This is a genomic window from Kitasatospora sp. NPDC047058 (assembly GCF_040643935.1).
Taxonomy (GTDB): Bacteria; Actinomycetota; Actinomycetes; order Streptomycetales; family Streptomycetaceae; genus Kitasatospora.
Genome location: NZ_JBEYVJ010000196.1, coordinates 1 through 13,246 on the forward strand (window position 1 = coordinate 1; position 13,246 = coordinate 13,246).

Here is a 13,246-nt window from a genome sequence, read left to right on the forward strand (position 1 = left end):
GGACCGGCTCCCGCCGGGGCGGGCGCCGGTCCCGCAGCGCCCGCCTCGTCGTCGCCCGCTCCGATGTCGACCGCCCCGGCGGACGGTCAGGAACCCGCGGGCACCGGGCGGACGAGCTCCTTCAGCACGTCCTCCATGGTGACCAGGCCGATGGCCGTCCCGTCGGCCTCGACCGCCGCCGCGAGGTGGGTGCCGGAGCGGCGCATCGCGGTGAGCACGTCGTCCAGCGGGGTGTCCGCGGGAACGCGGGCGATCGGCCGCAGCACGCGGGCGGGGAACGGCCGGTCCCGGGCGCCATCCTCCTCCAGTGCGTCCTTGATGTGCAGGTAGCCGGTCACCGTACGGTCCTCGGTGAGGACCGGGAAGCGCGAGTAGCCGGTGCGGGCGGCGAGCTGCTCCAGCTCCTCCGGCGTGGTGCCGGGGCGGGCGAAGACGATCCGCCCGCGCGGGGTGACCACCTCCGAGACCGGACGGGAGCCCAGCTCCAGCGCGTCCCGGAGCAGTTCGGTGTCGCGCTCGCTGAGCAGCTCGGCGTCGGAGGAGTCCTGGACCATCCGGGCCAGCTCCTCCTCGCTGAACACCGAGGCGACCTCGTCCTTCGGCTCGACCTTGAGCAGCCGCAGGATGCGGTTGGCGAAGGCGTTGATGGAGAAGGCGACCGGGCGCAGCGCCCTGGTCGCGGCGACCAGTGGCGGCACCAGCAGGTACGCGGCGCGCTCCGGCGCGGCCAGCGCGATGTTCTTCGGGATCATCTCGCCGAGCAGCATGTGCAGGTAGGTCGCGACGGTCAGCGCGATCACGAACGCGATCGGGTGGATCAGCGAGTCCGGCACGCCGACGGCGTGGAACGGCGGCTCCAGCAGGTGCGCGATGGCCGGTTCGGCGACCGCGCCGAGCACCAGCGAGGAGACGGTGATGCCGAGCTGGGCGGTGGCCAGCATCGCGGAGACGTGCTCCAGGCCCCAGATCACCGTCCGGGCGCGGCGGTCGCCGGCCTCGGCGCGCGGTTCGACCTGGCTGCGGCGCACCGAGATCAGCGCGAACTCGCCGCCGACGAAGAAGGCGTTGGTCACCAGGGTGAGCAGGCCGATGAGGAGCTGGACGACGGTCATCGGGTGCCCTCCCCGGACTCGGATCCGGATCCGGAACCGGAACCGGAACCGAAGCCGGAACCGGGACCGGAGCCGAAGCCGGAACCGGGACCGGAGCCGTTCTCGGCTTCCGCCTCGTCCCCCGGCTCGGGTCCGGTGATCCGCACCCGCTCGGCGACGTGGTGGGCGACGGCCATGACCTCGAGGAGCCAGCCGCCCGCCTCGACCCGGTCGCCCGGGACGGGGATGCGGCCGAGCCGGTCGGCGATCAGACCGGCCAGCGTCTCGTACGGGCCCTCGGTGTCCGGGATGCCGATCGTCTCCAGCTGGTCGGTGCGGGTGATGCCGTCCGCGTCCCAGCGGTGGCGGCCGTCCCGGCCCTCGCCGAGGTCGATCAGGTCCGCCAGTTCGGCCGGGTCGTGCTCGTCCACGACCTCGCCGACGACCTCCTCGACGATGTCCTCCAGGGTGGCGATCCCGGCCGTGCCGCCGTACTCGTCGATGACGACGGCCATGGTCTGCTCGCCGCGCAGCCGGTCCAGCAGGCGGTCGACGGTGAGCGTCTCGGGCACCAGCAGCGGCTCGGTCATCAGGTTCGCCACGGGGTGCAGGTGGCGCCGGTCCGCGGGGACGGTGAGCGCGTCCTTGATGTGGACGGCGCCGACCACCTGGTCGAGGTTGCCCCGGTAGACCGGGAACCGGGACAGGCCGGTGGCGCGGGTCAGGTTGGCGACGTCGGCGGCGGTGGCACGCTCCTCCAGCGCCCGGACGTCGACCCGCGGGGTCATCACGTTCTCCGCCGTCAGCTCGCGCAGGTTCAGCGAGCGGACGAACAGTTCGGCGGTGTCGGGCGCTATCGCCCCCGCGCGGGCCGAGTGGCGGGCCAGCGCGACCAGCTCCTGCGGGGTGCGGGCGGAGGCCAGGTGCTCGGCGGGCTCCAGGCCGAGCCGGCGCACCACGCGGTTGGCGGTGTTGTTCAGGTGGCCGATGAACGGCGAGAACGCGGCCGAGAACCAGTACTGCGGCCCGGCCACCACCTTGGCCACCGCGAGCGGCCGGGAGATCGCCCAGTTCTTCGGCACCAGCTCGCCGGCCACCATCAGCACCACCGTCGACAGCAGCACGCCGAGCAGGACGGAGACGGTGTCGGCGGCCCCGGCCGGCAGGCCGAGCGCGGTCAGCGGTCCGCGCAGCAGCGCGGCCACCGACGGCTGGGCGATCATGCCGATGACCAGGCTGGTGATGGTGATGCCCAGCTGGGCGCCGGAGAGCTGGAACGTCAGCCGCCCGACCGCCTTCAGCGCGGTGGCGGCGCCGCGCTCGCCGTTCGCGGCCGCCCGTTCCACCGCACCGCGCTCGACGGTGGTCAGCGAGAACTCGGCGGCGACGAACACCGCGCAGGCGGCGGTGAGCAGCAGGGCGAGGAGCAGCAGGAGCACTTCGGTCACCGTGCCACCCCCGCCCCGGCAGGTGAAGACGTCAGGGCAACAGCGGCACGGTGGGCACTGGGAGGCTCGTCCATCGCGGGGACCGCGACTCCTTTACGGCGTGAGGGTGATCGGTTCGAACGGGCGGCCGGGCCGCGGGGCCCGGCCGGTCGCTCTACAGGAGTGTAAAGGGTTCGCAAATCAAGACGGTGCAGGGCCGTCACGGTGTCCGGCCGTCAGCCGATCAGGTCGAGCGCCCCCAGGGCCCCGACCCCGCCCAGGGCCATGAAGACCGGCATCAGGATCTTGATCTCGACCCGGCTGCCGGCCCGGAACCGCATGCCCTTCGGCGGGCCGACCGGGTACCAGCGGCGGCGGCCGATCGGGATCGGCCACAGGACGGGGCAGCCGGAGACGGTCAGCGCGTCACCGATGCAGTGCACCAGCGCGCCGAGCACGATCGGCAGGCCCACCCACAGGTACTCCTGGCCGGGCTCGGTGAACAGCCAGGCGGCGCCGTTGCCGGGCTTGTCGAGCACCTCGACCAGCATCCACGCGCTGCACGCGCCGAGCAGCCAGACCAGCACGTCGCTGGAGACCCGGGCGTGCCGCCACAGCAGTCCCTCGATGGCCAGCACCATGTGGACGAAGAGCACCACCAGGACGCCCCACCGGCCGCCGTAGACGCAGGCCGCCGACGCGCCGGCGCCGCAGAGCACCGCCCAGACCCAGGTGTGGGTGAGCGTCCGGTGCCCGCCGGAGCGGCGCGGGTCACCCTTGCCGCGGGTCGACTTGTAGACCGCGTACGAGAGGTTGTCGATCACCTCGCACAGCGCGCGGGAGACCGGCCCGAAGGCGCGCGATATGGTCGCCGCCTTGTGGTCGAGGTCGGGTGCGAGGGCCGCTCCCGCGCAGATCAGGGCCCCTGCGAGCAGCACCGGCCAGGGCATCGGGTGGTCCCAGGCCGCCGCGGCCGCGCCCACCCCCAGCCAGGCCGCCGCCCCGGAAAGCGAGTGCGCCGGTCCCATCATCGCAACAACCATCCCTCGGTCGGCTCGGTCACCAGGCGCCCCTCGCGCCCGACGGTCCCGCAGCATATCGACTGACGATCATGCAACCCCACCCCCGTGTGCCCGGCTCGGCCGCCACTCTGCTCCCAGCACGCGGCCACACAGGTTCGTTCACGACCGGCGGTGGTGCACCCCGGGTCCCGGACGTCTCAGCTGACGCCCGGTGCGGGCGCCGGTCGATGGGCCCCTGTCAGAGGGCCCGCGTAGCCTGGCGCTTCGTCCTCGCCCCCGTTCCTCCCCCGCTGTGAAGGAGCCCTTCGTGACCGTCCCACCCCGGCCCGCCCGGCCGTCCGCCCCTTCCCCCGCCGCACGCCGGCCGCGCTGAGACCGGGGACGCGATGGGTTTCCTCGGGATGTGGGTCCTGGCTCCGCTGCCGGACGAGGCGGTGCCGGACGTGGCGGCGGTGCTGCGCCCGCCCGTCGAGGAGCAGCGCTCGCGCGAACGGACGCAGGAGCTCTGGCGGCACTGGTGCGCGGCACCCGACCGGGTCGCCGGGCTGCGCCGGGTCGGCCACGGCCGCGGCCGGACGATGACCCTGGACGCCGACAGCGAGGCGTTCCAGGAACTCTCCGGCGCCTGCCCGCTGGCCGGGTACGACCAGGAGATCTACGCGGCGCTGGACCGGCTCCCCGCCCGCTGGCAGCGCCTGGCGCTGGCCGCCGGCTGCAGCAAGGGCTACCCCGCCGCCGCCCTGGCGCACGGCCTGGGCCCGGGCCGGTTCGCCGCACTGCCGGGCTGGTTCGGCGACATGCTGCTGACGGCGCAGCAGGTCCGCACCGCCCTGCCGGCCGTGGAGCGGGCACTGACGCTGCCCCCCGGGGAACGCCGCGCGGCCGAGGCCCGCACGGTGGAGTGGCTCTGCGAGAGCGGCGACGGCCACCCCCGCGAGGCGGCCGCGATGCTGGACGGCGTGCTGCCGCTCTGGCGGGCCGCCGCGGCCGAGGGCGCCGGCCTCCTCGGCGCCATGTTCGTCCCGTGACCCGCCCCCGGCCCGGCCCCTCCCGGCACGGCGGGCCACCCGGCCCGCGCCCGTGACACCCACCGGGGCGCGGCCTCGACGGACGCCGGATGGCACAGGTCCGCACCTTCGGTGGCACCGGAGAGGCGTCATTCAGGTGCCACCGCGCGCCAATCCGATCGCCCGGGACACCTCCGGCATGCCTGGCGCCACCGTGACCCGCCTCGACACCTGCGCGTTTCACCAGCCCAGAGCGGACATTCGCCACCATGTCGACCCAGGTGGCGCGACCCAGGCTTGCCATGGCGCCATAGTGGTGCCATCATGACCGCATGGACCTCACCCCGTATGTCGACACCCTCCGCCGCGAACTCGCGGTGGCTGCCGAAGCCGGCGGCGAAGACGCCCGCGAGCTGGCCGAGAGGCTCACCGCCCCTCTGGAGTCGGTGACCCGGCTGACCATGCTCAACGTGCTCTCCGCCGCGATGGACGAGATCACCCGTGAGCTCGCCCCCGGTTCGGTCGACGTACGGCTGCGCGGGCTGGACCCGGACTTCGTGGTGACGCTGCCGCCCACCGCCGGCGGCACCGCCGCGGAGCCGGCCGCCCCGCTCGAACCGCTCAAGGCCCCGGCCCCCGCCGACGGCGACGAGGGCGGCACCGCCCGCGTCAACCTGCGGCTGCCGGCCCACCTCAAGGCGCGCGCCGAGGAGGCCGCGAACCGCGAAGGCCTGTCGGTCAACGCGTGGCTGGTGCGGGCCGTGTCGGCCGCGGTCGAGGGCGGCCCGCGGCCGCGCACGCCGGAGCGGACCCAGACCATCGGACAGAGCATCACGGGCTGGGTGCGCTGACCGCACCCGCACCGGCGCCACCTCACACACCCACCACGTCCCACCAGCGGGGACGCCACCAAGGCCAAGAGGACGGTACAGCCATGCCTTCTTTCGACACTCCCGAACCGATCTCCGTCACCGCCCACGTGGAGGCCGGCTCCATCCGCTTCACCGCGGTGGACCGCCCCGACACCGTCGTCGGGGTGCAGCCCCGCGAACCGAAGAAGGACCAGGACGTGCGGGCCGCCGAGCAGACCGAGGTCGCGTACGCGGGCGGCGTCCTGAGCATCCGGACGCCCAAGCCGCGCTACCTCGTCGGGCGCACCGGCACCGTCGACGTGACGGTCGAGCTGCCCACGGGCTCGCACGTCGACGTGACCGGGGCCTGGGCCCAGGTGCTGGGCGAGGGCCGGCTCGGCGAGGTCCGGGTGAAGACCTCGACCGGTGACGCCCGCCTCGACACGACCGGTCCGTTGAAGCTGACCGCCTCGCACGGCTCGATCACCGTGGACCGGGTCGAGGGCCCGGCCGAGATCACCACCAGCTCCGGCAGCCTGCGGATCGGGACCCTCGGCGGCGACGCCGTCCTGAAGAACTCGCACGGCACGACGACCGTCGGCACCGCGGCCGGGGAGCTGCGGGTCAGCGGCGCCAACGGGGACATCGAGATCCGGCGCGCCGAGGCCTCGGTCGCCGCGACCACCGCGCACGGCACCCTGCGCGTGGGCGACGTGGTCCGCGGCAGCGTCCAGCTGGAGACCTCCTACGGCGCGATCGAGGTCGGCGTCCGGCAGGGCACCGCCGCGTGGCTCGACGTCAGCTCGACCGCCGGGCAGGTGCGCAACACGCTCACCACCTGGGAGGCCCCCGAGGAGACCGAGGAGACCGTCGAGGTCCGCGCCCGCACCCGGTACGGCAACATCGACATCCTGCGCGCCAAGTCCTGATCCGGTGCTGCGGCCGGCCGACCGCAGCACCGGCCCCCCGCCGCACGCATCAGTAGACGTCGCGGACGTAGCGCTTGTCGGCGGCGAGCTGCTTGACGTGGACGGCGGCCTCCTCCTCGGTGAGGCCGCCGTGGGCCCGGGCGATCTCGCGCAGCGCCCGGTCGACGTCCTTGGCCATCCGTGAGGCGTCCCCGCAGACGTAGAAGTGGGCGCCGTTCCGGAGCCAGTCCCACAGCCGGGGGCCGTGCTCGCGCATCCGGTCCTGGACGTAGACCTTGTTCCGCTGGTCGCGGGAGAAGGCGAGGTCGAGGCGGTCCAGGTGCCCCGACGCCCGGAACGCGGCGAGTTCCTCGCGGTAGTAGAAGTCCGTCGCCTCCCGCTGCTCGCCGAAGAACAGCCAGTTCGGCCCGGTGTGACCGGCGGCCCGGCGCTCCTCCAGGAAGCCGATGAAGGGGGCGATGCCGGTGCCGGGGCCGACCATGATCATCGGTGCGGCGGGGTCGGCCGGGGGCCGGAAGTGCGGGGAGCGCTGGACGAAGACGGGCACCGGCCCGTCGTCCGCGTGGTCGGCGAGGTAGGTGGAGCAGACCCCGTTGCGCGTGCGCCCGGAGTCGTTGGGGTAGCGGACCACGGACACCGTGAGCCGCACCTCGTCCGGGTGGGCGAGCGGGCTGGACGATATCGAGTACAGCCGCGGCTGAAGGCGCTTCAGCACGCCGGCCCACTCCTCGGCGCGGGCCCGCACGGGCAGCGCACCGACCAGGTCCACCGCCTGCCGGCCCCAGCTCCACTTGGCCAGCTCCCCCGTGTTGTCCGGGCGCAGCAGCCGCCTGAGCTCGCGGTCGCCGGAGCGCTCGGCCACGAAGCGCAGCAGGTCCGGGGTGACCCTGGCGATCTCCAGGCGGCTCCGCAGCGCGTCGGCGAACGGGATCTCCCCCGCGTCGCCGAGGGTGACGGTCTCGTCCGGGTCGATCCCGGTGACCGCGAGCCATTCGCTCACGAGCCCGGGGTGGTTGACCGGCCAGACGCCGAGCGCGTCGCCGGCCTCGTAGACCAGGTCGCCGTGGTCGCCCCCACGGGTGTCGAAGGCGAACTGCCTGACCTCCTTGGCGGAGCCCGGGAGGCTGAGGAGCCGGTTGCCGATCAGCAGCGTGCCGAAGGGTGAGCTCCTGGAGTAGCCGGGCCTTCCCGACGAGGCCGACGGCCCGGCGGCCGGGGTCGACGGGGGGGCCGGGGTGGCCGGGGTGGCCGGCGTGGACGCGGTAACCGGGGTGGCCGGATCCGCCGGAAGAGCCGCTGCGGCGGTGGCCGTCGCCTGCTCGGCCAGGGCCGAGACGACCTGGTCGAGCCACCGGTCGGCCGCCTGCCCGTAGTCGGGCTCGCAGTCGGTCCGGGGGGCGAGCCGGACGGCGCCGAGCTCGCCGAGGCGCTGGTCGAGGCGGCGGCCGTGGCCGCAGAAGTCGTCGTAGGCCGAGTCCCCGAGGGCGAGGACGGCGTAGCGCAGCGCGGCGGCGTCCGGGAGGCCGTCCGCCGTGAGGCGGTCCCAGAACGCCGACCCGTTGTCGGGCGCCTCACCGTCGCCGAAGGTGCTGGTGATCAGGAGGACCGGGGTCCCGGCCGCCAGCGTGTCGGGCCCCGCCTCGTCCATGCCGAGCAGCAGCGGCTGCCAGCCCTCGGCCGCCAGGCGGTCGGCGGCCCCGGCGGCGACCTCCTCGGCGTTACCCGTCTGGGAGGCCCACAGCACGGCCACCGCGCGCGCCGGTGCCGGCGGCTCCTGGACGGCCGTCGCTCCGCCGGGCAGCAGCGGGGCCGCCCGGGTTCCGAGCCCGGAGGCGCCGAGGCCGGGGACCGCGGTGCCGGAGACCACGGTGCGCGAGTACGTCCCGGCCAGCACGCCGTTGATCCATCCGGCCCGCTCCGGGTCCAGCGGCGCCCCGGCCGGGAGGACGGGCACGGTGGCGGCCTGCGGCGGCACGGACTGCAGTCCGGCGAGGAAGCCAGCGACGTACGTCCGCTCGGCCGTGGTCAGCGCGGGCGGCGCGAGGTCGGCGACGCCGAGGATCGCCGCGAGAGCCCTCACCGGCTCGGCCGACTCCGCAAGAGCCGGCACCGCGAGGCCCGGCTCACGCGGAGCCGGGACGTCCCCGCCGGCCGGGGCGCCGACGGAGTCCCCGGCCGCGGGCTCCACGGCGGCGGGCGCCGCGACCGCGCGGAGCGCGACGGCGCAGACCTTGAACTCCGGCTGGAAGGAGATCGGGTCCACCGCGTCGCTGGTCACGGCGTTGATGCTGAGGTACTCGCCGAAGAGGTCGTTCCAGTGGAACGGCGCGAAGCAGTCCCCCGGCCGGACCCGGTCGGTGACCACGGCCGGCAGCACCGCCCGGCCGCGCCGGGAGGCGATCTCCAGGTGGTCGCCCTCGGCGATGTCCAGCGCCTCGGCGTCCCGCGGGTGGACCTCCACGAAGGGGCCGGGGTTCAGCTTGTTGAGCTTGGCGACCTTGCCGGTCTTGGTGAGGGTGTGCCACTGGTGCTGCAGGCGGCCGGTGTTGAGCACGAACGGGTAGTCGTCGTCCGGCAGTTCGGCGGCCGGGAGGTGCGGCCGGGCGAAGAACGCGGCGCGGCCGCTCGGGGTCGGGAAGGCCAGCCGGGGCCGGCTGCCGTCCGGGCGTTCCAGCAGCGCCTGGCTGACGCCGTCGTTGAGGTAGCGGACGGGGTTGCGGTCCGGCCCGTCGACGCGTGCCGCGGGCCACTGCACGGGGGTCTCGCGCAGCCGCTCGTACGTGACGCCGCGCAGGTCCCAGCCGGTCTTCGGGTTCCACGCCCGCTTGATCTCCTCGAAGACCTCCTCGGCGCTCGCGTACCCGAAGGCGTCCCCGAAGCCCAGCTCGCAGGCGATCCGGTCGATGATCTGCCAGTCCGGCAGCGCCTGCCCGACGGGATCGGCGGCCGGCCGGGCCAGCGTCAGGTTGCGCTCCGAGTTGACCAGCACCCCCTCGGCCTCGGCCCACATCGCGGCGGGCAGCACCACGTCGGCGTACGCGTTGGTCTCGGTGTCGGCGAACACGTCCTGGGTGATGACGAGTTCGGCGGCCTCCAGACCGGCGATGACGGTCTTCCGGTTGGCGACCGAGGCGACCGGGTTGGTGCAGATGATCCAGCACGCCTTGATCGCGCCCTCGGCCATCCGCTCGAACATCTCGATGGTGCCCCGGCCGACGTCGGTGCGCAGCGTGCCGGCGGGCAGGCCCCAGAGCTCCTCCGTGAAGGCCCGGTCCTCCGGGTCCAGCACCGAGCGCTGGCCGGGCAGCCCGGGCCCCATGTAGCCCATCTCCCGGCCGCCCATCGCGTTCGGCTGGCCGGTGAGCGAGAACGGGCCGCTGCCGGGGCGGCAGATCGCGCCGGTGGCCAGGTGCAGGTTGACCAGGGCGTTGGTGTTCCAGGTGCCGTGCGTGGACTGGTTGAGCCCCATCGTCCAGCAGCTCATCCACTCGCCCGCCTCGCCGATCAGCCGGGCGGCCGCGCGGATGTCCTCCTCCGGGATCCCGGTGACCTCGGCGACCTTCGCCGGCGGGTAGTCCCGCAGGAAGTCCGGCATCGCCTCCCAGCCGTCGGTGAACTCCGCAATGAACTCCGGGTCGGTGTGGCCGTTCTCCACCAGCAGGTGCAGCAGCCCGTTGAGCAGCGCCAGGTCCGTACCAGGTCTGATCTGCAGGAAGAGGTCGGCCTTGTCGGCGGTCGCGCTGCGGCGCGGGTCGACCACGATGAGCCTGGCGCCCGCCTTGACCCGGTCCATCATCCGCAGGAACAGGATCGGGTGGCAGTCGGCCATGTTGGAGCCGATCACGAAGAAGACGTCCGCGTGGTCGAAGTCCCGGTACGAGCCGGGCGGCCCGTCCGCGCCGAGCGACAGCTTGTAGCCGCTGCCGGCGCTCGCCATGCACAGCCGGGAGTTGGACTCGATCTGGTTGGTGCCGACGAAGCCCTTCGCCAGCTTGTTCGCCAGGTACTGGGCCTCCAGCGTCATCTGGCCCGAGACGTAGAACGCCACCGCGTCCGGCCCGTGCTCGTCGAGGACGGCCCGCAGGCGCCGTGCGGTGGCGGAGATCGCGGCGTCGACGTCGGCCGGTACCGCCTCGGCCCCGCGCCCGGTCCGCAGCAGCGCCGTGCCGAGGCGCCCGGGAGCGGCGAGCATGTCCCCGGTGGTCGCACCCTTGGTGCACAGCCGTCCGGCGTTGGCGGGGTGGCTCCGGTCCCCCGACGCCTTGACCACCGTGCGTCGCCCCGCCGCCCCGTCGGCCACGTCGAGCACCACCCCGCAGCCGACGCCGCAGTACGAACAGACGGTCCTCACGGTCCTGGCAGGCTTCGGGCTCGGTGCCGGCACCACGGCTCCCTCTCAGGTCGCGCCTCGTCATCGCCGGCCCAGGCCGCTGCGGGCCCGCGCCGTCCGACGGTGGGGAGTCCCACCACCGGCACCGTAGGAAGACGGCATTACCGAGAGATCACGAAGTCCGCGCCGCGACGTAAACCCCACCGCACACCCGACGCCCCCGGGCGTGAGCACCCGGCCGGCCGGCGGGACGGATCGCCGGACCGGGGCGCCGTGCCGACCGCGGTGCGGTGCGCGCCGCGGGTGCCCGGCCCGTACGCCGGTGCCGGGCCCTCGCCGAGCCCGGCACCGCGCGACAGCTGCTAAGGCGTGTCCGGCACGCCTCTAGACGTGGGCCTGCTGTCGGTGCGTCCCCGCCGTCAGGGCCCAGATGATGAAGACGTCGATCGCGATCAGGACGATCGCCCAGAACGGGTAGTAGGGCAGCCACAGGAAGTTGACGATCATGTTCATCCCCACGGCGACCACACCGACGATCCGTGCCCACATCGCACCGGTGAAGAGCATGAAGCCCGTCACGATGATCACGATGCCCAGGATGAGGTGCAGCCAGCCCCAGCCGGTGACGTCGAACTTGTAGACGTAGTTACCGGTGATGACGTAGCGATCGTCGTTGACGATGGCACCGATCCCCTCAAGGGCCGCCATCGTTCCGCCGAAGATCATCATGCAGGCCGCGAAGGTGGTCCAGCCGGTCGCGAACGGCTTCCGGCTGACGTGAGAACCCTCTGGTGCTGCGCTGACATTGCTGGCCATGATCGGGCTCCTTCGCAGAGATCCGTCGCCCGTTTCCGTGCGACCCGGCCGGAGGCCTACATGACCAAGTTGCCACGGCGGTGATCGTTCGGCGACTCCAGCGTTCCCCGGGGGCCGCCTGCTCGACGGGGAGGCGCAGCCGGACGGGTCAGGCGGGTGGTGCCGCCGGCCCGGGCCGTGCTCCGGGCGGGGGCGCGCCGGGGAGCCGGGCGAGCCGCAGCGTGCCGACGTAGGCGACCACGACGGCGACGATCACCAGCGGCATCACGGTCAGTCCGTCCGCGCCGAGCAGCAGGCTGGCCAGCATGACGGAGGTCAGGGGCAGCTTCAGCATGGCCACCGCCATCGCGCCCATGCCCATGGCGAATCCGGCGGTGGTGCCCAGGCCGGGCAGATGGGAGAGGGCGAGGCCGCCCGCCGCGCCCGTGAACACGGCGGGGAAGACCGGGCCGCCGCGGAAGGCGCTCATCGAAACGCTGTAGGCCAGCGACTTGCACACCAGCAGGGCGACCAGGGTGGCCGCGGTGTACCCGGCGCTGCCGTCCAGCAGCGGGCCGAGCGCGTCCTGGCCGGAGAAGAGCACTCCGGTGACCGGCCGGTCGGTGAGCTCGGCGTACACCAGGGCGGTCACGCCGACCACCAGGCCCGCCAGGACGGTGAGCGGCAGCCGGTGGCGGTCGACCAGGTCCTGCATGGCCAGCGCGGAGCGGCGGATCGCCTCGCCGAGCAGCGCGGCGAGGACGCCCACGACGAGCGCCCAGCCGAACTCGCCCAGGGTGGGGCGGCCGGCGGGCGGCGCCTGGTTCAGCGCCAGCGAGTAGGTGCCGAGCCCGGTCCAGCTGCCGAGACCGGTGAAGATCAGCGATCCGATGCCCGAGGAGAGCAGGCCGGGCACCAGCAGCACGCCCATCATCGGGCCGCCCACCCCGGAGGCCTCCATCAGCAGGAAGGCGCCGACCAGCGGGGAGCCCAGCAGCTCGCTGATGGCCGCGAAGCTGCCGGCCGCACCGATCACGGCGACGGAGCTCGGCGGGGCGCCGCGTTTCAGCAGCCTGGCCACGCCGACGGCGAGCCCGCCGCCGAGCGCGATCAGCGGGGCCTCCGGGCCGAGGACGACACCCAGGCTCAGCGAGGTGATCGCGGCGATCGCCACCCCGGGCACGGTGGCGAACGAGGGGGTACCGCCGGTCTTGAGCCCTTCGGCCGGCCGGTGGCCGCCCTCACCCGGCAGGTACCGGATCGTCAGGGCGACCAGCACGCCGGCCACCGCGAGCGGCGGGATCGCCCACCAGTCGGGGGTGCCGTGGAAGCCGAGGCCCTTCGGCAGGTCGGTGTAGACCAGCGACTGGAGTTCGGAGACCAGGGCGAGGAAGCCGAACGCGCCGGCCGAGATCGGGACACCGAGCAGTGCCGAGAGCACCAGCACCGACACGTATCCGCGGCTGCGGACGATCGCCAGCGGGTTCTGCGGCGCTGCGGCGGCCCCGATGGGCTCCGCGGGCGGTCCGGCCGGCATGTGCATCGTCTCCTCGGCGTCTGGCCCGACCGGAACGCCGGTCGTAGGGGGCCTGGGTCTGGTCGGTGGGTCGGGGCCGCTCGGCCCGGCCCTCCGTGCTGCCCGGCTGGGCGGCACCCGGCCGCCCGGCGGCCGGTGCGCGTCCGTCCCTGGCATCATCGCGGGCGCGGGCGGTTCCGTCGGCGGTCAGTGCGGGGATCGCGGTGAACATCCCGCCGAGCTGCTCGCGCAGCACCGGGTTGTCGATGTGGCCGCCC

Annotated in this window: 9 protein-coding genes; 3 read left to right on the top strand and 6 right to left on the bottom strand. The window is 74.1% G+C overall.

All coding sequences use genetic code 11. From position 1 onward, the window contains the following. Positions 1-86 precede the first annotated feature (86 nt). The 3 genes from ABZ885_RS25175 to ABZ885_RS25185 all read right to left on the bottom strand — a co-directional run bounded on the left by ABZ885_RS25175 (position 87) and on the right by ABZ885_RS25185 (position 3,549). On the bottom strand, positions 87-1,112 hold the full coding sequence (locus ABZ885_RS25175) for a hemolysin family protein (protein ID WP_360192771.1): 1,026 nt from the start codon (positions 1,110-1,112) through the stop codon (positions 87-89). Beyond that, a complete protein-coding gene (locus ABZ885_RS25180; protein WP_360192773.1) occupies positions 1,109-2,539 on the bottom strand; it encodes a hemolysin family protein in 1,431 nt (476 codons plus the stop codon). The genes ABZ885_RS25175 and ABZ885_RS25180 overlap by 4 nt, the downstream gene beginning before the upstream one ends. A 215-nt stretch (positions 2,540-2,754) precedes the next feature. After that, a complete protein-coding gene (locus ABZ885_RS25185; protein WP_360192776.1) occupies positions 2,755-3,549 on the bottom strand; it encodes a metal-dependent hydrolase in 795 nt (264 codons plus the stop codon). 377 nt (positions 3,550-3,926) lie between these two features. Here ABZ885_RS25185 and ABZ885_RS25190 point away from each other — a divergent pair, with 377 nt between their 5' ends. The 3 genes from ABZ885_RS25190 to ABZ885_RS25200 all read left to right on the top strand — a co-directional run bounded on the left by ABZ885_RS25190 (position 3,927) and on the right by ABZ885_RS25200 (position 6,327). Further along, positions 3,927-4,568 (top strand): hypothetical protein, encoded by a 642-nt coding sequence (locus ABZ885_RS25190; protein WP_360192779.1) that lies wholly within the window; start codon positions 3,927-3,929, stop codon positions 4,566-4,568. 311 nt (positions 4,569-4,879) lie between these two features. Further along, the gene (locus ABZ885_RS25195; protein ID WP_360192782.1) at positions 4,880-5,398 is read left to right on the top strand and encodes a hypothetical protein; all 519 of its coding nucleotides are present in this window, start codon (positions 4,880-4,882) and stop codon (positions 5,396-5,398) included. A gap of 83 nt (positions 5,399-5,481) precedes the next feature. Then, positions 5,482-6,327: a DUF4097 family beta strand repeat-containing protein gene (locus tag ABZ885_RS25200; protein ID WP_360192785.1), complete on the top strand. Its 846-nt coding sequence runs from the start codon at positions 5,482-5,484 to the stop codon at positions 6,325-6,327. A gap of 49 nt (positions 6,328-6,376) precedes the next feature. On the opposite strand, the gene ABZ885_RS25205 is transcribed toward ABZ885_RS25200, so the two are convergent. From ABZ885_RS25205 to ABZ885_RS25215, 3 genes are all read right to left on the bottom strand, one after another. Continuing rightward, entirely contained in the window at positions 6,377-10,678 is a 4,302-nt protein-coding gene (locus ABZ885_RS25205) for a molybdopterin-dependent oxidoreductase (RefSeq protein ID WP_360192788.1), read from the bottom strand. 363 nt (positions 10,679-11,041) lie between these two features. After that, complete coding sequence (locus tag ABZ885_RS25210; RefSeq protein WP_360192791.1) at positions 11,042-11,473, bottom strand: hypothetical protein; 432 nt, start codon at positions 11,471-11,473, stop codon at positions 11,042-11,044. Between the two features lie 148 nt (positions 11,474-11,621). Next, positions 11,622-12,989 carry a chloride channel protein gene (locus ABZ885_RS25215; RefSeq protein WP_360192793.1) on the bottom strand — a complete coding sequence of 456 codons (1,368 nt, stop codon included), beginning with the start codon at positions 12,987-12,989 and terminating at the stop codon, positions 11,622-11,624. Positions 12,990-13,246: the final 257 nt, after the last annotated feature.

Excerpts from the sequence above, each read along its gene's own strand:
- ABZ885_RS25195 (WP_360192782.1), top strand. The coding sequence starts at position 4,880 with ATGGACCTCACCCCGTATGTCGACACCCTCCGCCGCGAACTCGCGGTG.
- ABZ885_RS25210 (WP_360192791.1), bottom strand. The coding sequence starts at position 11,473 with ATGGCCAGCAATGTCAGCGCAGCACCAGAGGGTTCTCACGTCAGCCGG.
- ABZ885_RS25200 (WP_360192785.1), top strand. The coding sequence starts at position 5,482 with ATGCCTTCTTTCGACACTCCCGAACCGATCTCCGTCACCGCCCACGTG.
- ABZ885_RS25175 (WP_360192771.1), bottom strand. The coding sequence starts at position 1,112 with ATGACCGTCGTCCAGCTCCTCATCGGCCTGCTCACCCTGGTGACCAAC.
- ABZ885_RS25190 (WP_360192779.1), top strand. The coding sequence starts at position 3,927 with ATGGGTTTCCTCGGGATGTGGGTCCTGGCTCCGCTGCCGGACGAGGCG.
- ABZ885_RS25215 (WP_360192793.1), bottom strand. The coding sequence starts at position 12,989 with ATGCCGGCCGGACCGCCCGCGGAGCCCATCGGGGCCGCCGCAGCGCCG.
- ABZ885_RS25185 (WP_360192776.1), bottom strand. The coding sequence starts at position 3,549 with ATGATGGGACCGGCGCACTCGCTTTCCGGGGCGGCGGCCTGGCTGGGG.